The following is a 22,520-nucleotide window of genomic DNA, read 5'->3' as shown; positions in this document are numbered from 1 at the left end:
GAGCGACAGGGCGTGGGGAGAGGGGGCGTGGGCAGAGGCGGCGAGTCGAGAGGAAGTGGGGGAGAGCGTCCGGGGGCAGGCCGTCCAACCGGCCGGACACCACAGCCCTGCCCGAACGCGCAGAGGGGGCGGATGCCTCGCATCCGCCCCCTCCCGCGCACCACCGCGGCTGTGCTCACCCGAAGCGGCCCGAGACGTAGTCCTCGGTCGCCTTCTGGGTGGGGTTGGTGAAGATCGTTCCGGTCTCGGCGAACTCGATGAGCTTGCCGGGCTTGCCGGTGCCGGCGATGTTGAAGAAGGCCGTCTTGTCGCTCACGCGCGAGGCCTGCTGCATGTTGTGGGTCACGATCACGATCGTGAACTCGTTCTTGAGCTCCTCGATCAGCTCTTCGATCGCGTAGGTCGAGATCGGGTCGAGCGCCGAGCACGGCTCATCCATCAGCACGACATCGGGGGAGACGGCGATCGTGCGGGCGATGCACAGTCGCTGCTGCTGGCCGCCCGACAGTCCTGCGCCCGGCTTGTCGAGGCGATCCTTGACCTCTTCCCAGAGGTTCGCGCCGCGCAGCGACTGCTCGACCAGAGCGTCGGCGTCGCTCTTCGAGATGCGCTTGTTGTTCAGGCGCACACCCGCGAGCACGTTCTCCTTGATCGACATCGTGGGGAACGGGTTCGGACGCTGGAAGACCATACCGACCTGACGGCGCACGAGCACCGGGTCGACGCCGGGGGCGTAGAGGTCCTCACCGTCGACGAGCACCGAGCCCTCGACGCGGGCGCCGGGGATGACCTCGTGCATGCGGTTCAGCGTGCGCAGGAACGTGGACTTGCCGCATCCCGACGGGCCGATGAAGGCGGTCACGGTGCGGGGCTCGATGTTCATCGAGACCCCTTCGACAGCGAGGAAGTCGCCGTAGTAGACGTTGAGGTCCTCGACCTCGATGCGCTTGGACACCTGGGGGCTCCTTGATCAGCGGGACTTCGGCGCGAACATGGTCGCGACGATGCGGGCGATGAGGTTGAAGATGACGACGAGGATGACCAGCAGCAGGGCGGCGCCCCACGACTGCGCCTGCGAGGCGGCGATGTCCTGGCCGGGGAAGCTGTAGGCGGTGTACGCCATGACGGGCAGGGTCTGCATCGGTCCGTCGAACGGGTTCGCGTTGAAGTTGTCGGTGAAGCTCGCCGCGATGAAGATCGGCGCGGTCTCGCCGACCACACGGGCCACGGCAAGCACCACACCGGTGACGATGCCGCTCGCCGCGGTGCGCAGCACGATCTTGACGATCGTCGTGGACCGGGGAACACCGAGTGCGAGGGATGCCTCGCGCAGCTCGCTCGGGACGAGTCGCAGCATCTCCTCGGTCGAGCGCACGACGATCGGGATCATCAGCACGCACAGCGCGATCGATGCGGAGAAGCCGCTGAACGCCTTCGGGCCGACGATGAGCGAGAACAGCGAGAAGGCGAACAGACCGGCGACGATCGACGGGATGCCGGTCATCACGTCGACCAGGAACGTGATCATGCGCCGCAGCGGGTTGTTCGGCTGCGCGTACTCGACGAGGTAGACCGCGGTCAGGATGCCGATGGGAACCGAGATGAGCGCGGCGATGCCGGTGATGATCAGGGTTCCGACGACGGCCTGCAGGGCGCCGGGCGTGGCCACCACCGACAGGGTGTCGGGGTCGAACCTCGTGCCGCCGGTCTGGGTGATGAAGCTCCAGCTGAGCACCCCGATGCCCTGGGAGACGACGGTCCACAGCGTGGAGATGAGCGGCGCGACGGCCAGCACGAAGGCGCTCGTCACGAGTCCGCGGACGACCCGATCGGTCGCCTTCCGGCGGTTCTCGACGATGGTGGATGCCACGCCGATGCCGGCGAGGTAGAGCACCGCCGTGAGCACCAGCCACAGCGCGATGTTGAACGGGGCGAGGAGGGCGATGACCCCGGCCGAGATGACGAGGGCGATCACCACGCCGATCGGCTCGGAGAAACGGGGGAGCTGTCCGCTGGTGAGGCCGGGTGCGCGGGTCAAGGGGGCGGGGGTGGAGGTGGTCACGAGCGCTTCCCCTTCTTCTTGCGGCCCTTCGCGCCGGGACCGGTCGCGGCGATGATGTAGCGCGCGAGCATGTTGACGGCGAGGGAGACGACGAACAGCATCAGGCCCGTGCCGATGAGCGCGGAGCGCTGGATGCCGGACGAGATCGGGAAGTTCAGCGCGATGTTCGCGGCGATCGTCTGCGAGTTGTAGCCGTCGGTGAGCAGTTGCACCGAGAACAGGAGGGCGGGGGAGATGATGAGGGCGATCGCCATCGTCTCGCCGAGCGCCCGGCCGAGCCCGAGGAGGGTCGCTGAGACCATGCCGCTGCGCGCGTAGGGAAGGACCGACAGGCGGATCATTTCCCAGCGGGTCGCGCCGAGAGCGAGGGCTGCCTCTTCGTGGAGGCGCGGCGTCTGCAGGAAGATCTCACGGGTGATCGATGTGACGATCGGGAGGATCATCACCGCCAGCACCACGCCACCGGCGAGCATCGTGGAGCCCGTCGAAGTGACCTGTCCGCTGAACAGCGGGATCCAGCCGAAGTACTCGTTCAAGAACTGCGACAGCGGCAGGAGGAACGGGCGGATGACGATGATGCCCCAGAGGCCGAACACGATCGAGGGGACTGCGGCGAGCAGATCGACGATGTAGCCGAGCACCCCGGCGAGCCGGCGCGGGGCATAGTGCGAGATGAACAGTGCGATGCCGATCGCGACGGGGGCGCCGAGGATCATGGCGATCACGGCCGACCAGAGGCTTCCCCACAGCAACGGCGCGACGTACGCCCAGAAGCTCGACCAGCCGTTGCCGAGCGGGTTGTGGATGGCGGCTAGGTCCTGGTTTGAGCTCCAGTTCGCGGTGATCGCGGGGAGTCCCTGGATGATGAGGAAGATCGCGACTCCGGCGAGGATCACCATGATCGAGATCGCGGAGCCCGTGGAGAGTCCGAGGAAGACGGTGTCGCTCGCCCGGCGCTTGCCGATCAGTGATCGGGACGGAGAGGTCGTGGTGGTCGCCGCGTCAGCCACGGCTTCCCTCGTCTTCTCGCAGAGGCACGGCGTTCTCCTTCTCGGGTCGGGCGTCGTGTGGAGCTCCGAAGACGACACTAATGCGAACGGCTCGGACTCAGTCACCCCACCGAGCAGGCTCGGGAGGGCAACTCAGTCCGCCCGGATCCGACGAGCGGATCCGGGCGGGCCGAAGGGTGTTACTTGATGGTGGCGAGGGTCGCCTGAACCTTGGTCAGGATCTCGTCCGGAACCGGAGCCGAGCCGGCGTTCTTCGCGGCGACCTGCTGGCCGAGCGTCGAGGCGACGAAGCCGAGGTACGACTTGACGAGCTTGGCCTGCGTGGCGTCCTTGAACGTGGTGCAGGTGATCGCGTACGAGAGCAGCGGGATCGGGTAGGTCTCGGCGGTGAGCTTCGAGTAGTCGAAGACCTGCGACAGGTCGCCGGCCACACCGTTGGACTTCGTGGTCGCCGCAACCTCGAAGGTCTTGGCGACGGCGTCGGCGGAGAACGCGATCGCAGTACCGCTCTGGATGATCGACGCGGCCGTCAGCGAGCCGATGCCCGAGTGGTCGGCGTAGCCGATGGTGCCGTTACCCGACTTGACGGCGCCGACGACGCCCGAGGTGCCCTTCTGGAGCGACACGTTGCCGGTGATCGGCCAGCTCGAGCCCGCCTTGTGCGTCCACACCGACGGGGCGGTGCCCACGAGGTAGTTGGTGAAGTTCTGCGTGGTGCCGGAGCCGTCCGAGCGCGCGACCGTGGTGATCGGGCCGGCGGGAAGTGCGGTGCCGTTGTCAGCGGTGATCGCCGGGTCGGACCAGTCGGTGATCTGCAGTGCGAAGATCTTGGCGATCGTGGTCGCGCTGAGCTTGAGGCTCGTGACGCCGGAAACGTTGAAGATGATCGAAACGCCGTCGAGGTAGATCGGCAGGTTCAGGCCACCCTCGGTGCACAGCGCGGCAGACTTCGTGGTCTCGTCAGCCGACAGCGGGGCGTCGGACCCGGCAAAGTCGTACGCGCCGTTGAGCCAGTTGGTGCGACCGCCACCGGAGCCCTGCGACTTGTCGTAGTTGATCGTGACGTTCTTGTTGGTGGCGTTGTAGGCCGTGATCCACGCGGTCTCCGCGTTGGCCTGCGCGCTCGAGCCACCGGCGGTGATGGTGCCGGAGAGCGTCGTGTCGATGGTCGAGGTGACGCCGGTGGCCGAAGGGGACGCCGAGGCGCCTCCGTTCGAGCCCGACGACGAGCAGCCTGCGAGTGCGATCGCGGCAACGGCGGCGAAGGCGCCGACCTGCGCAATGCGGGTGATCTTCACTGTGGAATCCTCACGTTTATCGGGTGTGCCCGGTGCATGGGCACGCCTGACGGTAAACGTCGGCCCTTAAGCGACGGCGGTGCACAGGTGAACAACGGGTGAACGCGGCCTGTGCGCCCGCCGCCCGCATCAGAGTGCGGGGGTGTGCGTCTCGATTGCCGCGATGCCGGCGCCGGGGTTCGTCGCGGACAGGTGCACGACCGAGAATCCGCCCACGGGGAGCGCCGATGCGCTGCCGAGGTAGGCGCCCCGCAGCGTGCCCGTCGCGAGTGCGAGCTCGGCGAGGATGTCGGGGAGCACGGGGCCGTGGCTGCAGAGCACCGCGGGCTTGCGGGAGCGCACCCGCTTGCCGATGACCGTGCGGGCGTCGCTGCGCCCCTCCTCCCAGAGGTCTTGGCTGATGAGGGGCGTCGTGCGCACGTCGCGCTCGAGGGCGGCGGCGAGCGGCGCGACGGTCGCGAGGCAGCGCACCGCCGGACTCGAGACGATCCGTCGCACCCCGAAGCTGCGCAGCGGCCCCACGAGCGCCTCGGCCTGGCGCGCGCCGCGGTCGGTGAGGGGTCGGTCGGCGTCCTCGCCCTTCCAGCTCTCGCGAGCGACGGCCTTCGCGTGGCGCAGGGCGATGACGGGGAAGGTCTGCAGCACGCCGCGATCGATGAAGTCGAGGAACTTCGTGACGATCTCGACGTCGACCGGGTAGCTGAGGTATCCGAGCGCGCGCTTCGGGGTGACCCACTCGAGCGCCGCGATCTCCTTGTTGGGCACGAACGCGCTCGCGCGGATCGCGGCATCCGTCGCCTCTGCCGCCCAGTAGTGCACGACCTTCTCGCGCCGGCTCGGCAGGTGATAGCGCGAGACGCCGACGGGCACGCCGAGCGCGACCTTGATGCCGGTCTCCTCGAAGATCTCGCGCACGGCCGTCTCCAGCAGGCTCTCTCCGGGGTCGAGCTTGCCCTTGGGCAGGGTCACGTCGCGGTACTGCGTGCGATGGATGAGCAGGATGTGCAGGCGCCCCTCGACGAGGCGCCACACCACGCCGCCGGCCGCGTAGACGGTCGTCGTCATCGGGTCGCGCGCGGACGACGTCGCTTCTGCACGGCGGTCATCGTCGCCTCTTGGAGATCGAGCAGGGGCTTGCCCTCGGCGTCGCGGCTGCGCCGCGTCCAGACGCCGTCCCCGCCGAGCCACCAGGAGCTGGTCGACTCGCTCATGGCGAGGTCGAACAGGTCGGTGAGCTCGGTGAGCTGGGCGGGCGCCGTGACGCGCACGAGCGCTTCGACCCGGCGATCGAGGTTGCGGTGCATCATGTCGGCGCTGCCGATGTACACCTGCGGGTCGCCGCCGTTCGCGAACGCGAAGATGCGGGAGTGCTCGAGGTAACGCCCCAGGATCGATCGGACCGTGATGTTCTCGCTCATCCCCTCGACGCCCGGCTTGATGCTGCAGATGCCGCGCACCCACACCTCCACCGTCACGCCCGCGTTGCTGGCCTGGTAGAGCGCATCGATGATCTGCTCATCGACCATCGAGTTGACCTTGATGCGCACCGACGCGGGCTTGCCCGCGAGGGCGTGCCGACGCTCGCGGTCGATGAGGCGCAGCAGCCCCTTGCGCAGATGCAGGGGTGCGACGAGCAGGCGCTTGAACTTCTTCTCGATCGCGTACCCGCTGAGCTCGTTGAACAGACGCGTGAGGTCGCCGCCGACCTCGTCGCTCGCGGTGAACAGGCCGAAGTCCTCGTAGATGCGGCTGGTCTTCGGGTTGTAGTTGCCGGTGCCGACGTGGCTGTAGCTGCGAAGCACTCCGCCCTCCTCGCGGATGACGTGCACCAGCTTGCTGTGGGTCTTCAGCCCGACGAGACCGTAGACGACGTGCACGCCGGCCTTCTCGAGCTTGCGCGCCCAGATGATGTTGTTCGCCTCGTCGAAGCGCGCCTTGACCTCGACGAGCGCGAGCACCTGCTTGCCCGCCTCCGCCGCGTCGATGAGCGCCTGCACGATGGGGCTGTCGCCCGAGGTGCGGTAGAGCGTCTGCTTGATGGCGAGCACCTGGGGGTCTTTCGCCGCCTGCTCGAGGAAGGCCTGCACGCTCGTCGCGAACGACTCGTAGGGGTGGTGCACCAGCACGTCGCCCTTGCGGATCGCCGCGAAGATGTCGGGGCGCTCGTTGTTGTCACCGGGCTGGAACGCGATCGCGGTCGTCGGCACGTGGGGTGCGTATTTGAGGTCGGGGCGGTCGATCTTGGACAGGTCGAACAGGCCGCGAAGGTCGAGCGGCGCGGGCAGCCGGTAGACCTCCTGCTCGGTGATGTCGAGCTCGCGCAGCAGCAGGTCGAGCGTGACCTCGTCCATGTCGTCGGCGATCTCGAGGCGGATCGGCGGGCCGAAGCGGCGCCGCATCAGCTCGGCCTCGAGGGCCTGGATGAGGTTCTCGGTCTCGTCCTCCTCGATCACCACGTCCTCGTTGCGGGTGAGTCGGAAGGCATGGTGGTCGACGATCTCCATGCCCGGGAAGAGGTCGGCGAGGTGGTTGGCGATGAGGTCTTCGAGAGTGAGGTAGCGCACGCGCTCACCCGGCACCTCGACGAAGCGCGGCAGCATCGGCGGCACCTTCAAGCGCGCGAACTCCTGGCGTCCGGTGCGGGCGTTGCGCACCCGGATGGCGAGGTTGAGGCTGAGGCCGGAGATGTAGGGGAACGGATGCGCCGGGTCGACGGCGAGCGGCATGAGCACCGGGAACACGTGGGCCTGGAAGTACCCGTAGAGCCGGCCCTTGTCGGCGTCGCTGAGATCGTCCCAGCTGACGATGTCGATGCCCGACTCGCTGAGGGCGGGTTTGACGTGGTCGTTCCAGGCGCGGGCGTGCCGCACCTGCAGCGCGTGGGCGGCGGCGGAGATGTCGGCGAGCACGTCGATGGGCGCGCGTCCGACGTTCGTCGGCACGGCGAGCCCGGTCATGATGCGTCGCTTGAGCCCGGCGACGCGCACCATGAAGAACTCGTCGAGGTTCGAGCCGAAGATCGCGAGGAAGTTGCTGCGCTCGAGCACGGGCAGCGCCGGGTCCTCGGCGAGCTCGAGCACACGCTGGTTGAACGAGAGCCAGCTCAGCTCGCGGTCGAGGTAGCGGCCCTCCGGAAGCTCGGCGACGGACTCCTCGACGATCTCGTCGAAGTCGTCGTCATCCGAGTCGCCCAGACCAGCGTCGAGCACATCCTGATCCATCACCTCTTCATCATGTCAGCAGGAGGTGACGCCCGTGTGAACGGTTTTCCGACGGGCCGTCCGAGCGGGACGCGGCGGATCGAGAGCGGATGCCGCGGCTACGCGCGGGCGCCCGGCGCCGTCGCGGGCAGCTGGTCGTCTTCGTACACGTTGAAGCGGTATCCGACGTTGCGCACCGTGCCGATGAGCTGTTCGAGGTCGCCGAGCTTCGCGCGCAGACGTCTCACGTGCACGTCGACGGTGCGGGTGCCGCCGAAGTAGTCGTAGCCCCAGACCTCGCTGAGCAGCTGCTCGCGCGTGAACACCCGCGACGGGTGGGTCGCGAAGAAGTGCAGCAGCTGGAACTCCTTGTAGGTGAGATCGAGCGGCTTGCCGTGCACCTTCGCCGAGTAGGAGGATTCGTCGATCGTGATGCCGGAGGTCTGGATGCGCGAGGAAACCTGATCCTTGGAGAGCCGGCCGATCGCGAGGCGGATGCGCGCATCGACCTCGGCGGGTCCGGCGGTCACGAGGATCACATCATCCACTCCCCAGTCCGTCGAGACGGCGGTGAGTCCGCCCTCGGTCACGATGAGGATGAGCGGAGCGTCGAGTCCGGTCGTCGTCAGGATCTTGCACAGCGACTTCGCGCCGACGAGGTCGGATCGCGCGTCGACGAACACCACGTCCGCGCTCGGGGCGTTCACGAGCTGGGCGGGCTCGGCGGGGATCTGCCGGGTGCGGTGGCTCAGCAGCTCGAGGGACGGCAAGATGGGCGTACTGCCCTGCGCCGAACTCAAGATGAGCAGCTGTGCCATGCAACCTCCCGGCCCTGCGGCCACGTGTGCCCCAATCCTAGGCGCTTCGAGGGCGCGGCTCGCGCGGGCGTCCGCCGTGCGGGATGCGCGCGTGAGCGCGCGTGGGTGAGAATGATCGCGTGAGCTCTCCCGAACTGGCGCCGCCCCGCTCGACCGCGGGCATCGTGACCGTGTGGGTCGTGGCCCTCGTGGCGGGCATCGTGGTGTCCGTCCTCGCGCCGGACGGCTGGCGTTCCGCGGGGATCGCGTTGGTGCTGGCCGGATGCCTCGTGCTGTCGTTCGTCGTGCAGCTCGTCGGCGGACGTCCGCACCGGTTCATCCAGCGCATGGCGATCAGCGTCGCCGGGAGCTTCCTCATCCTGGGCGCGGTAAGCCTGGTCGTCGCGATCGTCGCCGTCTTCCCGTAACCAGGGCGCGGCCGGGCGCGAAGGGGGCGACTAGACTGGGCGGCATGGATCTCGTCGCGCTCGAACTGTTCTTCGTGGGCCTTCTCGGACTCGCGTCGCTGGCCATCGTCTTCGTGTCGGGCGTGGTGCTGAAGAACCTCTTCCGCGGCCAGCGCTGACGGAGTCGGTCGTGATCGACATCCCGACCGAGCTCCCCGCCGACCTGGTGCCGTTGTCGTGGCTCATCGGAGCCTGGCAGGGTACGGGTGTCATCGACTACGAGGCATCCGGTCATCGTTTCGAGGGCGAGTTCGAGCATCGCGTGACGTTCGCCCATGACGGCGGCGATGCGCTGACTTACACCGCGCACGCGTGGCTTCTGCAGGGCGAGACCCGCGTGCCGCTCGTGGCCGAGACCGGGTTCTGGCGGCTCTCGCGACCCGCGACCGACGGCGACGCCGGGCCGGGGCTGCTGCCGCCGACCGCGCTCACCGAGCCCCGAACGGCCGACGACGTGGAGGTCCTGCGCACCCCCGAAGGCGGGTTCCCGATCGAGGTGGTGCTCGCGCACGCCGACGGCATCAGCGAGCTGTACCTCGGACAGATCCGCGGACCGCGCATCGACATCGCGACCGACGCTGTCGTGCGCGGAGCGGGCGCGAAGCACTACGCCGCCGCGACCCGCATGTACGGGCTCGTCGACGGCCACCTGCTGTGGGCATGGGATGTCGCGGCCCTGGGCACCGAGCTGTCCTCGCACGCGTCGGCGCGGCTCGCCAAGGCCGACGCATGAGCGCCGACTGGTCGCAGGTGCCGGCGGCGGTGCTCGACGAGGCGGGCGTGCTGGAGCACGTCGGCAGTCCGCTGCGGGAGCAGCGCATCCTGCGCGACGGCCTCGCCATCGTCCCTCGTGCCGACCGTCGGGTGCTCGCCGTTCCCGGCGAGGACCGCCTCAGCTGGCTCGACTCGATCTCGACGCAGGCGTTGAAGACCCTCGCTCCCGGCGAGAGCAGCGAGCTGCTCGTGCTCGACCCGCAGGGGCACGTGGAGCACGCGGCATCCGTTCTCGACGACGGCGAGACCACGTGGCTCATCGTCGACGCGGCCGATGCCGAGCCCCTGCTGACGTTCCTGCTGCGCATGCGGTTCCGGCTGCGCGTCACGCCCCGTGATGCGAGCGACGAGCTGGCCGTGATCGGATGCCGCGCCCCCGCGCTCGCGCACCTTGAAGCCGCGTCGCCGGCGGGCGTGCCTCTCGTGTGGCGCGATCTGTGGCCGGAGATCGGCATCGGCGGTGTCGGCTACGCGGCCGACGAGGATCATCCGGGCCACGGCTACGGCGCGATGGAGGTGCTCGTCACCCGGGAGACCGAGGCCGCGCTCGTTCGCGCTGCGGCGGCCGGCGAGATCGCCGTCGCGGGCGTGCTCGCCGCCGAGGCGCTGCGCATCGCCGCCTGGCGGCCCCGGTGGGCGGCCGAGATCGACGAGCGCACGATTCCGCACGAGCTCGACTGGCTGCGCACCGCGGTGCATCTCGACAAGGGCTGCTACCGCGGGCAGGAGACGGTCGCGAAGGTGCACAACCTGGGGCATCCTCCCCGCCGGCTCGTCTCCGTGCAGCTCGACGGCAGCGACGCCGTGCTTCCCGCGGCGGGAGCGGAGGTGCGCGTCGGTGACGCCGTCGTCGGGCGTCTCACCTCGGTGGCACAGCACGTCGACGACGGTCCGATCGGGCTCGCGGTGGTGAGCCGTCGCGCCGACGTCGCCACCCCGGCGACGGTGGACACCCCCGACGGACCCGTCGCCGCCGCACTCATCGAGATCGTCCCGCCGGACGCGGGGGCCGCGGCATCCGTGCCCCGCCTCACCCGGCTCTCGCGCCGCACGTGAGCGGCGAGCCGCCGCCGATCACCGCACCGATCGCGGTGGGCTGGCGGGCCCGACTCGATCCCGCTCCCGCGCTTCACCGCGTGCGCGGCTCCCTCGTGCCGATCACCCAGATCGTGGTCGCTGTCGTGGTGTCGTTCTCGGTCGCGCATTTCGGCATCGGGCACGCCGCGCCGCTGCTGGCGGCGACGGTGCCGATCTCGAGCCTCGGCCTCGTGCGCGACGCCCGCCCGCGGCTCGTGCTCGAGACGGTCGTGGGGATGCTGTTCGGCATCCTGGTGTCCGAGCTCATCGTGCTCGTGGCCGGGATCGGCTGGTGGCAGCTGGCGATCGCGATGTTCGTCGCCATGGCGATCGCGCGCTTCATCTCACCGCGGCCGGGGTTCGCGATCGCGGCGGCGACGCAGTCGGCGATCGTGATGATCCTGCCGATCACGGTGCCGTTCACCCGGCTGCTCGATGCGGCGGTCGGCGGCGCGGTGGCGCTGCTCGTGACCGCGCTCGTGCCGCGCAGTACCCGCCGCACCGAGCTCGCCGACGCACAGGCGACGTTCGCGGGGTTCACCGCGGCCGTCGACACGGTCGTCGCGGGACTTCGCGCCGGCAGCCGCGAGCGCGCCGACCGTGGGCTCGAGAAGGCGCGCGCGTTGGGCGGCGCGATCTCCGCCTGGGGCGCCGCACTCGAGTCGAGCGCGGAGATCGCCCGGATCTCGCCGTTCCTGCGACGCCAGCGGGAGGAGATCGCCCGCCATGCGCGGGTGCAGCGCGCCATGGACCTCGCGATCCGCAACCTCCGCGTCGTCGCCCGGCGCTCCGCCTACCTCGTCGACGACGGGATGCCGCGCCCGCTGGCCGCGGACGTGCTCGCCGAGATCTCGACGGCGGCGGGGCTGGTGCGCCTCGCGCTCGACGACATCTCGTACGAGCCGGCCGCGCGCGACGTGCTGCGGGCGGTCGCGGGGCGCCTCGACCCCGCCGCGCTGCTGCCCGACGCGGCCCTGGGCGACCACAACCTGCTGGCGTCGCTGCGCCCGCTGCTGGTCGACCTGCTCGTCGCGACCGGCATGCCCGAGGGTGACGCCCGCGGCGCGATCCCGCGCATCTGACGTCGTCAGCGAGCGGATGCCGCGGGCGCCACAGCCGACCACGGCACCGTGACCTCGCCCAGCCGCCAGCGCGAACGCGCGAGCAGGGGAGTGCCCGAGCGCGCGAGCGCGTCGAGCGCGGCCCGCCAGCGCTGCTCGGCGCTGAAGGTCGCGAGCGGTGCCGCACGCGTCCACTCGCGGTCGAGCGCGGCGAACAGGGCGTGCACCGCCTCGCCGGGAACGTTGTGGTGGATCAGCGCCTTCGGCAGGCGCTCGGCGGCGATCGACGGTGCCTCGAGTCCGGCGAGGCGCAGCGAGATCGTGAGGGTGCGGGGGACGGCGTCCGCGCCGAGCTCGACCCACGTGCACACCCGGCCGATCTCGTCGCACGTGCCGTCGACGACGACGCCGCGCGGGTCGAGCCGGGACGCCATGAGCGACCAGGCGGCCGCGACATCCGCCTCGTCGTACTGCCGCAGCACGTTGAACGCGCGGATGACCGCGGGCGGCCGCGGGGCCCGCGCCTCGAAGCCGCCACGGGCGAACGAGACCCGCGCATCGGCGGGGAACGAGGTGCGTCCCGCCCGCACCGCGGCGAGCTGCGCGTCGGCGCGCGCCACGCGCTCCGGATCGATCTCGATGCCGAGCACCTCGACACCCGGATGCGCCCGCCGCAGCCGCGACTCCAGCTCGAACGCGGTCACCCCGCTCGCCCCGAAGCCGAGGTCGACGACCAGGGGTTCCTCGACCTGCCGCAGCGCCGGATGCCCCGCGATCCAGCGGTCGACGCGCCGCAGCCGGTTCGTGCCGGTCGTGCCGCGCGTCGCGTGCCCCACGGGCTTCGCGGACGGGCTCATCCGACCATGATCGCAGGCCGGGGAGAGGCATCCGCGCTCGATATCATGGGGGTCATGACCGCGCCTTACACGCTGATCCTGCTCCGCCACGGGCAGAGCGAATGGAACGAACTGAACCTCTTCACCGGCTGGGTCGATGTGCGCCTGACCGACCAGGGCAAGGCCGAGGCCGCGCGCGGCGGGCGACTCCTCGCCGAGGCCGGCATCCTCCCCGACGTGCTGCACACGTCGCTGCTGAGCCGCGCCATCCAGACCGCGAACATCGCCCTCGACGCCGCCGACCGCCTCTGGATCCCGGTGACCCGCTCGTGGCGCCTCAACGAGCGTCACTACGGCGCACTGCAGGGCAAGGACAAGGCCGCGACCCTCGCCGAATACGGCCAGGAGCAGTTCATGCTGTGGCGCCGCTCGTTCGACGTGCCGCCGCCCCCGCTCGCCGACGACGACGAGTTCAGCCAGGTTGACGACCCGCGCTACGCCGGTATCGACGGCGACGTGCCCCGCACCGAGTCGCTCAAGCTCGTCATCGACCGCCTGCTGCCGTATTGGCACGAGGCGATCGTCCCCGACCTCCGCGCCGGCAAGACGGTGCTCGTCACCGCCCACGGCAACTCGCTGCGCGGACTCGTGAAGCACCTCGACGGCATCAGCGACGCCGACATCGCCGAGCTCAACATCCCCACCGGCATCCCGCTGGTCTACCGCCTCGACGAGAACCTCGTGCCGCTCGGCCCGGGCGAGTACCTCGACCCCGAGGCCGCCGCCGCCGGCGCCGCCGCGGTCGCGAACCAGGGCAACAAGTAGGCGACACGAAGGGGGCGGATGCCGCGGCATCCGCCCCCTTCGTCGTGTTCGCGCTCAGTCCTCGATGGAGTCCGCGGTCCAGTCGCCCGTGGCGAGGTAGACCATCTTCTTCGCGATCGAGACCGCGTGGTCGCCGAAGCGCTCGTGGTAGCGGCTCGCGAGCGTGGCGTCGATCGTCGCCGACGCCTCACCCTTCCACGAGTCGCTGAGCACCTTCTCGAAGACGCTGACGTGCAGCTCGTCGAGCTTGTCGTCCTCGTTGCGGATGGCCTCCGCGAGGGCGAGGTCGCGCGTCTCGAGCAGGGTCGTGAGCTTGCGCGCCAGGTCGACGTCGATCTCGCCCATCTTGGTGAACGTGCTCTTCAGGCCCTTGGGGATCGCGCGGTCGGGGAAGCGCATGCGGGTCAGCTGCGCGATGTGCTCGGCGATGTCGCCCATGCGCTCGAGCGACGCGCTGATGCGCAAGGCGGAGACGACCATGCGCAGGTCGGTGGCGACCGGCTGCTGGCGGGCGAGGATGTCGATCGCGAGCTCGTCGAGCGCGACCGCCTTCTCGTCGATGATGGTGTCGTTGTCGATGACCTCTTCGGCCAAGGCGACGTCGCTCGTGCCGAACGCCGTCGTGGCCTTCTCGATGGCTTCGCCGACAAGGCCGGAGATCTCGACGAGACGCTCACGCACCTCATCGAGCGACTGCTGGAATACCTCGCGCATGGATGTTGACCTTCCTGTCGGGGAGGGGCGGCGCGGGGCCGCAACCCGCCCGATTGTCGTCACCGAAGGTTAACGATCGGTTCCCGACGCATGAATAATCCCATGTCCTCGCCCGGGACGGCGCGAGACGGGCCGGTGGGATGTTTCCGAGCGTTCTACTCTGGGACACATGCAGGACACGCCGCTGGCGCTGCTCGCGCTCGCCACCGGAGTGGTCATCGGGGGCGTGATCGCCGCGCTCATCGCCGTCGCCATCAGCGCACGTCGCCGTGCGTTCGAACAGGCGTCGCTCGACGTGCCGCCCGGTATCTCCGACGTGCTGGCCGCCATGGACGACGCCGCCGTCGTGGTCGACGGCGGCGGCACCGTGCGCGCTGCGTCGCTCGCGGCCGCGGCGTTCGGCATGCGGGTGGACGACCACCTGGTCGATGAGACCCTCCGCCGCCTCGCGCGCTCGGCCCGCGAGGCCGGGGCGTCCGCGGCATCCACCCTCACGATCCGCCGTGCGGCGCCGCCCGCTGAGGAGCGCCTGGTCTCGGCCCGTGCCACGCAGGTATCGCCCCGGCTCGTGCTGATGGTGATCCGCGACATCACCGAGCGCGAGCGCGTCGAGCAGATGCGCCGCGATTTCGTCGCCAACACGAGTCACGAGCTGAAGACGCCGGTCGGCGCTGTCACGCTGCTCGCAGAGGCCATCGAATCCGCCGCGGAGGACCCGGACCAGGTGCGCAACTTCGCGGGCCGGCTCTCGGCGGAGGCCGCCCGGCTCGCCTCGCTCACCTCGCGCGTCATGAACCTCTCGCGCCTGCAGTCGGCGGACGAACTCAGCGAGCGGCGCGACAGCTCGGTCGACAGCATCATCACCTCGGCGATCGAGGCCAACGCGACGTCGGCGGATGCCGCCAAGGTGACCCTCGTCCGCGGGGGCGAGCGTGGCATCTACGTGCACGGCGACTCGCAGGTGCTCGCCGAGGCCGTCAGCAACCTGATCTCCAATGCGATCGCCTACTCGCCGGCAGGGTCGAGCGTGGGCATCGGCGTCAAACGCGTCGAGGGAACGGTCGAGATCGCCGTCGCCGACCGCGGCATCGGGATGTCGCCCGAGGACCAGGAGCGCATCTTCGAGCGCTTCTTCCGCAGCGACCAGGCGCGCTCCCGCCGCACCGGCGGCTCAGGGCTCGGCCTCGCGATCGTCAAGCACGCCGTGCAGCGCCACGGCGGCGAGGTGCGCGTGTGGTCGCGTCTCGGTCGCGGTTCGACCTTCACCATTCAGCTGCCTGCTGTCGCCCCGCCCGCCGATGCCCCTCTCGATCGCGGAGCCGGCGTCGCCGGGGTGCGCACGCCCGCACGCCCCGAGCCGGTGGCCGCCTGGACACCCCCGTCGAACGGAAAGAAGAAATGACCCACGTGCTTCTCGTCGAGGACGAGCCCGACCTCGCCGACCCGCTCGCGTACCTGCTGCGACGGGAGGGCTTCGAGGTGGAGATCGCCGAGGACGGCCAGGCCGCGCTCACCGCGTTCCGCGAGCGCGCCGCCGACATCGTGCTGCTCGACCTGATGCTGCCGGGCATCCCCGGTACCGAGGTGTGCCGTCAACTGCGCGCGACGACGCAGGTGCCGATCATCATGCTGACCGCGAAGGACAGCGAGGTGGACATCGTCGTGGGGCTCGAGCTCGGCGCGGACGACTACGTCACCAAGCCCTACTCGACGCGCGAGCTGCTCGCCCGCATGCGGGCGGTGCTGCGCCGCTTCGCCCACCTGGAGGCGGACCTCGACGAGCACGTCCTGAGCGGGGGTCGGGTGACCCTCGACATCGACCGGCATACCGTGGCCGTCGACGGGCGGGAGATCGCGATGCCCCTCAAGGAGTTCGAACTCCTCGAGGTGCTGATGCGCAATGCCGGCCGTGTCATGACCCGCGGCCAGCTCATCGACCGGGTGTGGGGCACCGACTACTTCGGCGACACCAAGACGCTCGATGTGCACATCAAGCGCATCCGTTCGCGCATCGAGGCGGCCCCCGGCGACCCGGAGATGCTCGTCACCGTGCGCGGGCTCGGCTACCGATTCGAGGCGTGACAGACCCGGCGCCGCACGTCTGTCGGAACGAGGAAGGGCGGGGAGCTCACGTCCCCCGCCCTTCCTCGTCGTGAGGGCTCAGTTGCTCGCCGACGGCGTCGGAGCCGGGGTCGGCACGAGCGTCGAGAGGTAGCTCAGCTGTCCGGTCAGCACGGGGGTCTCCACGCGGGCGCCCTCGCCCGTGCCGGACTGGAAGTAGATGGACACCGTCGACCCGGGGGCGGAGTCGAGCGGGGAGATCGGCAGCGGCGCGGTCGAGCCGGTGCCGAGGCTGAGGGTGGATCCGGCCGAGACCAGGATGGCCGTCTTCACCGCGCTCGAGCCGTCGCCGACGGTGACGTTCAGCACCTCACCGCTGTCGGTCGGGTTCACGACGGTGGCGACCAGGTTGCCGTTCGCGCCCGACGAGTCGGCGACGACCAGCACGTTGCGCACAGCGAGGGGTCCGCTCGACGCGGGGACGTTCACGCCGCCCGACGGGGCGTAGTCCTTGTCCATCGACTGATTGGTCGTCTCCTGGGGAGTCAGGAACGTGCATCCCGTCGTTCCGAGGACGACGAGTGCGCCCACTGCCAGCGACGCGATCAGGCGCGTTTTCACGGTACCTCCCAGAGTGAAGACAGACGTCAGCATTCTATGCGGTGCGGCGCGTAGCTCCCGACCGTGAGGCGGCACGCGATACGCGGCGGCGAACCTTAGCGCACGATCCCGTGTGGTAGACTGGCCGACGCCGAAAGGACATAACTCCATGCTTTTTGAGGTTGGCGAGACGGTCGTTTACCCCCACCACGGTGCGGCGACGATCGCGGAAGTGAAGACCCGAGTCATCAAAGGCGAAGAAAAGGTCTATCTCAAACTCCGAGTCACCCAGGGCGATCTGACCATCGAGGTTCCGGCCGACAACGTCGACCTCGTCGGCGTTCGCGACGTGATCGGCAAGGAAGGCCTCGAGCGCGTCTTCGACGTGCTGCGTGCCCCCTTCACCGAGGAGCCCACGAACTGGTCCCGCCGTTACAAGGCCAACCTCGAGAAGCTCGCCTCCGGCGACGTCATCAAGGTGAGCGAGGTCGTGCGCGACCTGTGGCGTCGCGACCAGGACCGCGGTCTCTCGGCCGGCGAGAAGCGCATGCTCGCAAAGGCGAAGCAGATCCTCGTCTCCGAGCTCGCGCTCGCCGAGAAGACCGACGAGGAGAAGGCCAGCGTCCTCCTCGAAGAGGTCCTCGCCTCCTGACCTCCGCATCGGGACGCTCGTGATCCATCCTGCGCCCCGTCGGGCGATCATCGTGGTCGCCGCCGGCTCCGGAACGCGGCTCGCCGCAGGCGCTCCGAAGGCCTTCGTGGGCCTCGGTGCGCACACGATCCTCCGACACGCCCTCGACGGGGTGTTCCATGCCCCCGAAGCGCAGGTCGTCGTCGTCGCCCCGGCAGATCGTGTCGGCGAAGCCGAGACCGATGCCCGCCTGGCGGCAGGCGACCGGTCCGATCTCGTGACGGTCGTCGCGGGGGGCGCCACCCGCCAGCAGTCGGTCGCCGCCGGCCTCGCGGCCCTCTGGGGCGATGTGGAGGTCGTGCTCGTGCACGATGCGGCCCGCGCCCTCACGCCGCCCGAGGTGTTCGCCCGCGTGTTCGCCGCGGTGGATGAGACCGGCTGGGGGATCGTTCCCGTGCTTCCGGTCATCGACACGATCAAGCGCGTCGACGGCCCGCACATCACGGGCGGAGTCGATCGTGCCGAGCTCGCGGCCGCGCAGACCCCGCAGGGGTTCCGACGCGACATCCTCACTCAGGCCTACGCCCTGGCCGACCGCGACCACACCGACGACGCCGCGGTGGTCGCCCAGGCCGGCCACCAGGTCGGCGTCGTCGACGGCGACGCGGCGTCGTTCAAGATCACGACGCCCGAAGACCTCGCGCGCGCCGAGCACCTTCTCCGGGGCGCACCGGGGCCCGTGGCGACCGACCTTCCCCGAATCGGACTCGGCACCGACGTGCACGCGTTCGGGGGCGACGGCGAACTCTGGCTCGGCGGCATCGCGTGGCCGGGTGAGCAGGCGCTCGCGGGGCATTCCGACGGCGACGCGGTCGCGCACGCGATCGTCGACGCCCTGCTGGGCGCCGCGGGACTCGGTGACATCGGCACGCACTTCGGCACGTCGCATCCCGAGTACGCGGGCGCCCACGCCGACGTCTTCCTCGCGCGCACCCGTGCCCTGATCGGCGAGGCGGGCTGGCGGGTCGGCAATGTGTCGGTGCAGCTGCAGGCCAACCGCCCGCGCATCGGTGCCCGCCGAGCGGAGGCCGAGACGGCGCTGTCGGCGGCGCTCGGCGGCGCGCCGGTGACGCTGTCGGCAACCACGACCGACGGGCTGGGGTTCCCCGGGCGCGGTGAGGGCGTGCAAGCGATCGCCGTCGCGCTGATCGTGCCGGCGCGCTTCTGAGCGCGCCCACCGGGCGTCAGAGCGTGCGTGTCATGAAGATCGAGAACGGGTCCTCGCGGTAGTCGCCGAACGGCCCGGTGACAGCGAAGCCTTCGCTCTCATAGAGCCGCACCGCCGGGAGGAAGTCCGGGGTGCTTCCGGTCTCGAGCCACAGCGAGGAGAAGCCCCGGCTGCGCGACTCGGCGATCAGGTGCTGCAGCAGCGCGCGCCCGATGCCGCGCCCCAGGAACGCGGGCGCGACCCGCATCGACTTCAGCTCGCCCGAGACGTGGTCGATCGTGCGCAGCGCGCCGATGCCGGCGAGCTCGCCGTCGACGCGCGCCGCGAAGAACGAGATCGACGGATGCCGCAGCGCGCCCAGGTCGAGAGCGTGCACGCTCTCCGCGGGCGAGGTCGCGTGCATACCGTCCAGGTGCGCGACGATGAGCGCCTGCACGTCGGGCGAGGACAGGTCGTCGGGGAGGATGCTCAACGTGGTCACCGTCACGCCTCCGCTGCGAAAGGACGCGGTTCGCGACGGGCGCGCGATCCGGCGCTGAGCAGCACGAGTCCCGCCGCCAGCACGCACAGCCCGATCACGCCGCCGAGCGTGAGGTGCTCGCCGAGTACGAGGATGCCGAGAAGCGTCGCCGTGAGGGGCTCGGCGAGTGTCAGGGTCGCGGCGGTGGCCGCCGACATCCGCTCGAGACCCCAGGTGAACAGCACGTATGCCACCGCGATCGTCGCCACCCCGAGCCAGAGGGCCATCGCGGCGCCCCGGGGATCGGCGAGCCACGCGAACGAGGCGAACGGCACCATCGCGAGAGCCGCGAGCGCCGAGGTGAGTCCCATGGCGCCCGCGACGGTGAACGGATCCCAGCCGTCGTCCATGAGCCGCCGCTGCGCGTTCGCGTACATCGCGAACGCGGCCCCGGCGCCGACGGATCCCACGACGCCGAGCGGGTCGACGGCCCCGGTGCCCTCGCCGCCGAGCGTGATGATCGCGACCCCCGCGAGCGCGAGCACCGTCGCCACCAGCCACACCGGTCGCGGGGCGCGTCGGCGCAGCATCCATTCGAGCAGGCCCGCGAGGACGGGGGCCGACCCGAGGGCGACGACCGTGCCGATCGCGACGCCGTTGCGCGAGGTGCCGAGGAAGAACAGCGGCTGATAGCCGGCGAGGCAGACGCCCGTGACCACCATGAGCAGGACCGCGCGCCGCGAGAGCGGGGGATTGCGGATGCCGCGGCGCGCCCGCGCCCGCGCCGCCAGCGCGAAGCCGGCCACCGCCAGCACGGTGCCGCCGACGAGCAGGCGCATCGCGCCGACGCCGAGCGGGGTGGTCCCCGCCGGGCCGAGCGCCTGCGATGTGCCGGTCGTGCCGAACAGCACGGCGGCGGCGAGGACGGCGAGAATGGCGGGCACGTCATCAGTTCTACCGGCTCCGGGGCGCGCGCCCGTGCGCCGGTAGGCTGGGACGGTGACTGTGAGGCTCTACGACACAAAGGCGCAGGCGTTGCGCGACTTCGTGCCGATCGACCCCTCCCACGTCACGATGTACGTCTGCGGCCCGACCGTGCAGTCCGGCCCCCACATCGGTCACGTGCGCGCGGCGCTGAGCTTCGACATCCTCCGTCGCTGGCTCGCGCACCGCCACGGCCGCGTCACCTTCGTGCGCAACGTCACCGACATCGACGACAAGGTGATCGCCAACGCGTCGGCTGCCGAACCCTGGTGGGCGCTGGCGTACCGCATGGAGCAGGAGTTCGCGGCCGCGTATGCCGCGGTCGGCATCCTCGCGCCGACGTACGAGCCGCGTGCGACCGGCTCGATTCCGCAGATGATCGAGCTCATCGAGACGCTGATCGCGCGGGGGCACGCCTATGTGGCCCCCGACGGCTCGGGCGACGTCTACTTCGACGTGCGCTCGTGGCCGTCGTACGGCAGCCTCACCCGGCAGGGCCTCGACGCGATGGAGGCGGCCGCCGACGCCGACCCGCGCGGCAAGCGCGATCCGCACGACTTCGCTCTGTGGAAGGGCGCGAAGCCCGACGAGCCCGCCGACGCCACCTGGGGTGCGCCTTGGGGCGCGGGTCGCCCCGGGTGGCACATCGAGTGCTCGGCCATGTCGCGCCGCTACCTGGGCGGCGCCTTCGACATCCACGGCGGCGGACTCGACCTGCGCTTCCCCCATCACGAGAACGAACTCGCCCAGTCGACGGCCGCAGGCGACGCGTTCGCGACCTACTGGGTGCACAACGGCCTGGTGACTGTCGAGGGCCAGAAGATGTCGAAGTCGCTCGGCAACTTCGTGCTCGCCGCCGACGTGCTCGCCGAGCGGCCCTCGCTCGTCGTGCGCTACGCGCTCGCCGCCGCGCACTACCGCTCAAGCCTCGACATCTCCGACCGTGCGTTCGACGAGGCCGCCGCCGCGCTCGACCGCATCGGCGCCTTCCGCACGCGGGTGCTGCGCACCCTCGGCGAGGTGCCCGACGCCGTGCTGCCCGCCGCTTTCGGCGCGGCCCTCGACGACGACCTCGGCGTGCCGCAGGCGCTCGCCGTGCTGCACGAGACCGTCCGCACCGGCAACGCCGCACTCGACGAGGGCGATCGGGACGCCGCGGCCACCGCGGCCGGCGCCGTGCTCGCGATGACCGCGGTGCTCGGCCTCGACGCGCCCGCCGACGGCGCCGGTCAGGGGGCCGCGGCATCCGCTCTCGACGTGCTCGTGCGTCAGCTCATCGACCAGCGCGCCCAGGCGCGCACCGACAAGGACTGGGCGGCCGCCGATCGCATCCGCGACGCGATCGCGGGAGCCGGCATCGCCCTCGAAGACACTCCCGACGGAACCCACTGGAGCATCGAATGACCAAGCCAGCAGGACGACCCGGCGCACGCAAGTCGCTGAAGAAGGGCGCCGTCAAGGGATCGGGCGGCCAGGGCCGCAAGGCTCTCGAGGGTAAGGGCCCCACCCCCAAGGCCGAGGACCGCGCCTGGCACGTCGCCGGCAAGCGCAAGGCGGCGCAGGAGCGCTACGCCGCCGCGGGCGGCAAGGGCAAGCCCGGCCAGCGGATCGCCGGCTCGAACCCCAACCGCGGCGGGCGCCCGAAGCAGAGCGACGACACCGAGACCGTCACCGGCCGCAATTCGGTGCTCGAGGCGCTGCGCGCGCGCATCCCGGCGACCGCGTTCTACATCGCGCAGCGCGTCGAGATGGACGACCGCGTCAAGGAGATGCTGTCGATCGTGTCGCACCGCGGTATCCCCGTGCTCGAGGTCACCCGGCCCGAGCTCGACCGCATGGCGGGCTTCGACGGCGTGCACCAGGGCGTCGCGCTCAAGGTTCCGCCGTACGAGTACGCGCACCCGCAGGACCTCCTTGAGCAGGTCGTCGGCCGCGGCCAGACGCCGCTGTTCGTCGCGCTCGACGGCGTGACCGACCCGCGCAATCTGGGTGCCATCATCCGCTCGACGGCCGCCTTCGGCGGGCACGGCGTCATCATCCCGCAGCGCCGCAGCGCGGGCGTCAACTCGGCCGCATGGAAGACGAGCGCCGGCGCCGCGGCCCGGGTGCCGGTGGCGCTCGCCGGCAACCTGACCGCCACGCTCAAGGAGCTCAAGAAGCAGGGCGTGTTCGTGCTCGGTCTCGACGGGGGCGGCGATGTGGCGCTTCCCGCGCTCGAGCTCGCCGACCGTCCCGTCGTGATCGTCATCGGCTCCGAGGGGGAGGGGCTGTCCCGGCTCGTCACCGAGACCTGCGACCAGATCGTGTCGATCCCGATCTCGGCGGCGACCGAGTCGCTGAACGCCGGCATCGCGGCATCCGTCGCCCTCTACCAGATCGCGACGATGCGAGGCGGGGCGGCCTGACGCGGGGAATTCCTGAGGTCCGCATCCGCT

Annotated in this window: 23 protein-coding genes; 11 read left to right on the top strand and 12 right to left on the bottom strand. The window is 70.5% G+C overall.

Features of this window, described 5'->3' with window-relative positions:
• Nucleotides 1–175: 175 nt before the first annotated feature.
• From pstB to RR49_RS03955, 7 genes are all read right to left on the bottom strand, one after another.
• Entirely contained in the window at nucleotides 176–955 is a 780-nt protein-coding gene (gene pstB / locus RR49_RS03985) for a phosphate ABC transporter ATP-binding protein PstB (RefSeq protein ID WP_045246769.1), read from the bottom strand.
• Between the two features lie 15 nt (nucleotides 956–970).
• Nucleotides 971–2,062, bottom strand: coding sequence for a phosphate ABC transporter permease PstA (pstA, locus tag RR49_RS03980; RefSeq protein WP_045246768.1), 1,092 nt, complete (start codon nucleotides 2,060–2,062; stop codon nucleotides 971–973).
• Nucleotides 2,059–3,072, bottom strand: a complete 1,014-nt coding sequence (pstC, locus tag RR49_RS03975; RefSeq protein ID WP_045246767.1) for a phosphate ABC transporter permease subunit PstC — start codon at nucleotides 3,070–3,072, stop codon at nucleotides 2,059–2,061. Before pstC ends, pstA begins: the two co-directional genes overlap by 4 nt.
• 179 nt (nucleotides 3,073–3,251) lie before the next feature.
• Nucleotides 3,252–4,370, bottom strand: coding sequence for a phosphate ABC transporter substrate-binding protein PstS (locus RR49_RS03970; protein ID WP_045246766.1), 1,119 nt, complete (start codon nucleotides 4,368–4,370; stop codon nucleotides 3,252–3,254).
• Between the two features lie 129 nt (nucleotides 4,371–4,499).
• Nucleotides 4,500–5,435: an NUDIX hydrolase gene (locus RR49_RS03965; protein ID WP_045246765.1), complete on the bottom strand. Its 936-nt coding sequence runs from the start codon at nucleotides 5,433–5,435 to the stop codon at nucleotides 4,500–4,502.
• On the bottom strand, nucleotides 5,432–7,591 hold the full coding sequence (locus RR49_RS03960) for an RNA degradosome polyphosphate kinase (RefSeq protein WP_048809303.1): 2,160 nt from the start codon (nucleotides 7,589–7,591) through the stop codon (nucleotides 5,432–5,434). The genes RR49_RS03965 and RR49_RS03960 overlap by 4 nt, the downstream gene beginning before the upstream one ends.
• A gap of 98 nt (nucleotides 7,592–7,689) precedes the next feature.
• Nucleotides 7,690–8,388 (bottom strand): response regulator transcription factor, encoded by a 699-nt coding sequence (locus tag RR49_RS03955; RefSeq protein ID WP_045246763.1) that lies wholly within the window; start codon nucleotides 8,386–8,388, stop codon nucleotides 7,690–7,692.
• A 119-nt stretch (nucleotides 8,389–8,507) separates the two neighbouring features.
• On the opposite strand from RR49_RS03955, the gene RR49_RS03950 reads away from it, so the two are divergent.
• From RR49_RS03950 to RR49_RS03930, 4 genes are all read left to right on the top strand, one after another.
• Nucleotides 8,508–8,795: a hypothetical protein gene (locus RR49_RS03950; protein WP_045246762.1), complete on the top strand. Its 288-nt coding sequence runs from the start codon at nucleotides 8,508–8,510 to the stop codon at nucleotides 8,793–8,795.
• A 169-nt stretch (nucleotides 8,796–8,964) separates the two neighbouring features.
• Nucleotides 8,965–9,567 carry a nitrobindin family protein gene (locus tag RR49_RS03940; protein ID WP_045246760.1) on the top strand — a complete coding sequence of 201 codons (603 nt, stop codon included), beginning with the start codon at nucleotides 8,965–8,967 and terminating at the stop codon, nucleotides 9,565–9,567.
• Nucleotides 9,564–10,664 carry a CAF17-like 4Fe-4S cluster assembly/insertion protein YgfZ gene (gene ygfZ, locus RR49_RS03935; protein WP_045246759.1) on the top strand — a complete coding sequence of 367 codons (1,101 nt, stop codon included), beginning with the start codon at nucleotides 9,564–9,566 and terminating at the stop codon, nucleotides 10,662–10,664. The genes RR49_RS03940 and ygfZ overlap by 4 nt, the downstream gene beginning before the upstream one ends.
• Nucleotides 10,661–11,767, top strand: coding sequence for an FUSC family protein (locus tag RR49_RS03930; protein ID WP_048809301.1), 1,107 nt, complete (start codon nucleotides 10,661–10,663; stop codon nucleotides 11,765–11,767). Before ygfZ ends, RR49_RS03930 begins: the two co-directional genes overlap by 4 nt.
• Before the next feature lie 5 nt (nucleotides 11,768–11,772).
• Here the strand turns inward: RR49_RS03930 and RR49_RS03925 are convergent, their stop codons facing one another.
• The gene (locus tag RR49_RS03925; protein ID WP_045246758.1) at nucleotides 11,773–12,603 is read right to left on the bottom strand and encodes a class I SAM-dependent methyltransferase; all 831 of its coding nucleotides are present in this window, start codon (nucleotides 12,601–12,603) and stop codon (nucleotides 11,773–11,775) included.
• A 54-nt stretch (nucleotides 12,604–12,657) separates the two neighbouring features.
• On the opposite strand from RR49_RS03925, the gene RR49_RS03920 reads away from it, so the two are divergent.
• A complete protein-coding gene (locus tag RR49_RS03920; RefSeq protein ID WP_045246779.1) occupies nucleotides 12,658–13,407 on the top strand; it encodes a phosphoglyceromutase in 750 nt (249 codons plus the stop codon).
• A 54-nt stretch (nucleotides 13,408–13,461) separates the two neighbouring features.
• Here RR49_RS03920 and phoU read toward each other — a convergent pair whose 3' ends face one another.
• Entirely contained in the window at nucleotides 13,462–14,121 is a 660-nt protein-coding gene (phoU, locus tag RR49_RS03915; RefSeq protein WP_045246757.1) for a phosphate signaling complex protein PhoU, read from the bottom strand.
• 169 nt (nucleotides 14,122–14,290) lie between these two features.
• On the opposite strand from phoU, the gene RR49_RS03910 reads away from it, so the two are divergent.
• Nucleotides 14,291–15,523 carry a sensor histidine kinase gene (locus tag RR49_RS03910; RefSeq protein ID WP_048809299.1) on the top strand — a complete coding sequence of 411 codons (1,233 nt, stop codon included), beginning with the start codon at nucleotides 14,291–14,293 and terminating at the stop codon, nucleotides 15,521–15,523.
• Nucleotides 15,520–16,203 carry a response regulator gene (locus RR49_RS03905; RefSeq protein WP_045246756.1) on the top strand — a complete coding sequence of 228 codons (684 nt, stop codon included), beginning with the start codon at nucleotides 15,520–15,522 and terminating at the stop codon, nucleotides 16,201–16,203. The genes RR49_RS03910 and RR49_RS03905 overlap by 4 nt, the downstream gene beginning before the upstream one ends.
• Before the next feature lie 78 nt (nucleotides 16,204–16,281).
• Here RR49_RS03905 and RR49_RS03900 read toward each other — a convergent pair whose 3' ends face one another.
• Nucleotides 16,282–16,803 (bottom strand): hypothetical protein, encoded by a 522-nt coding sequence (locus tag RR49_RS03900; protein WP_045246755.1) that lies wholly within the window; start codon nucleotides 16,801–16,803, stop codon nucleotides 16,282–16,284.
• 148 nt (nucleotides 16,804–16,951) lie between these two features.
• On the opposite strand from RR49_RS03900, the gene RR49_RS03895 reads away from it, so the two are divergent.
• Nucleotides 16,952–17,434, top strand: coding sequence for a CarD family transcriptional regulator (locus tag RR49_RS03895; protein ID WP_045246754.1), 483 nt, complete (start codon nucleotides 16,952–16,954; stop codon nucleotides 17,432–17,434).
• A 19-nt stretch (nucleotides 17,435–17,453) separates the two neighbouring features.
• Nucleotides 17,454–18,641, top strand: coding sequence for a 2-C-methyl-D-erythritol 4-phosphate cytidylyltransferase (ispD, locus tag RR49_RS03890; protein ID WP_048809298.1), 1,188 nt, complete (start codon nucleotides 17,454–17,456; stop codon nucleotides 18,639–18,641).
• A gap of 16 nt (nucleotides 18,642–18,657) precedes the next feature.
• On the opposite strand, the gene RR49_RS03885 is transcribed toward ispD, so the two are convergent.
• Nucleotides 18,658–19,122 (bottom strand): GNAT family N-acetyltransferase, encoded by a 465-nt coding sequence (locus RR49_RS03885; protein ID WP_048809297.1) that lies wholly within the window; start codon nucleotides 19,120–19,122, stop codon nucleotides 18,658–18,660.
• Between the two features lie 2 nt (nucleotides 19,123–19,124).
• Nucleotides 19,125–20,045, bottom strand: coding sequence for a DMT family transporter (locus RR49_RS03880; protein ID WP_045246751.1), 921 nt, complete (start codon nucleotides 20,043–20,045; stop codon nucleotides 19,125–19,127).
• 55 nt (nucleotides 20,046–20,100) lie between these two features.
• Between RR49_RS03880 and cysS the strand changes: the two genes are divergently transcribed.
• Nucleotides 20,101–21,489: a cysteine--tRNA ligase gene (cysS, locus tag RR49_RS03875; protein ID WP_045246750.1), complete on the top strand. Its 1,389-nt coding sequence runs from the start codon at nucleotides 20,101–20,103 to the stop codon at nucleotides 21,487–21,489.
• Nucleotides 21,486–22,490, top strand: a complete 1,005-nt coding sequence (rlmB, locus tag RR49_RS03870; protein ID WP_045246749.1) for a 23S rRNA (guanosine(2251)-2'-O)-methyltransferase RlmB — start codon at nucleotides 21,486–21,488, stop codon at nucleotides 22,488–22,490. The genes cysS and rlmB overlap by 4 nt, the downstream gene beginning before the upstream one ends.
• Nucleotides 22,491–22,520 lie beyond the last annotated feature (30 nt).

The sequence above is a fragment of the Microbacterium ginsengisoli genome, from assembly GCF_000956535.1.
Classification (GTDB): domain Bacteria; phylum Actinomycetota; class Actinomycetes; order Actinomycetales; family Microbacteriaceae; genus Microbacterium; species Microbacterium ginsengisoli.
The sequence above is the reverse complement of the archived record's forward strand: the minus strand, read 5'-3'. Positions and strand labels throughout refer to the sequence as shown.

What these genes read in the sequence shown, in the direction of transcription:
- ygfZ (WP_045246759.1), top strand. Translation starts at nt 9,564, where the DNA reads ATGAGCGCCGACTGGTCGCAGGTGCCGGCGGCGGTGCTCGACGAGGCG.
- rlmB (WP_045246749.1), top strand. Translation starts at nt 21,486, where the DNA reads ATGACCAAGCCAGCAGGACGACCCGGCGCACGCAAGTCGCTGAAGAAG.
- RR49_RS03920 (WP_045246779.1), top strand. Translation starts at nt 12,658, where the DNA reads ATGACCGCGCCTTACACGCTGATCCTGCTCCGCCACGGGCAGAGCGAA.
- RR49_RS03965 (WP_045246765.1), bottom strand. Translation starts at nt 5,435, where the DNA reads ATGACGACGACCGTCTACGCGGCCGGCGGCGTGGTGTGGCGCCTCGTC.
- RR49_RS03925 (WP_045246758.1), bottom strand. Translation starts at nt 12,603, where the DNA reads ATGAGCCCGTCCGCGAAGCCCGTGGGGCACGCGACGCGCGGCACGACC.
- RR49_RS03910 (WP_048809299.1), top strand. Translation starts at nt 14,291, where the DNA reads ATGCAGGACACGCCGCTGGCGCTGCTCGCGCTCGCCACCGGAGTGGTC.
- phoU (WP_045246757.1), bottom strand. Translation starts at nt 14,121, where the DNA reads ATGCGCGAGGTATTCCAGCAGTCGCTCGATGAGGTGCGTGAGCGTCTC.
- RR49_RS03955 (WP_045246763.1), bottom strand. Translation starts at nt 8,388, where the DNA reads ATGGCACAGCTGCTCATCTTGAGTTCGGCGCAGGGCAGTACGCCCATC.
- RR49_RS03905 (WP_045246756.1), top strand. Translation starts at nt 15,520, where the DNA reads ATGACCCACGTGCTTCTCGTCGAGGACGAGCCCGACCTCGCCGACCCG.
- RR49_RS03960 (WP_048809303.1), bottom strand. Translation starts at nt 7,591, where the DNA reads ATGGATCAGGATGTGCTCGACGCTGGTCTGGGCGACTCGGATGACGAC.
- RR49_RS03895 (WP_045246754.1), top strand. Translation starts at nt 16,952, where the DNA reads ATGCTTTTTGAGGTTGGCGAGACGGTCGTTTACCCCCACCACGGTGCG.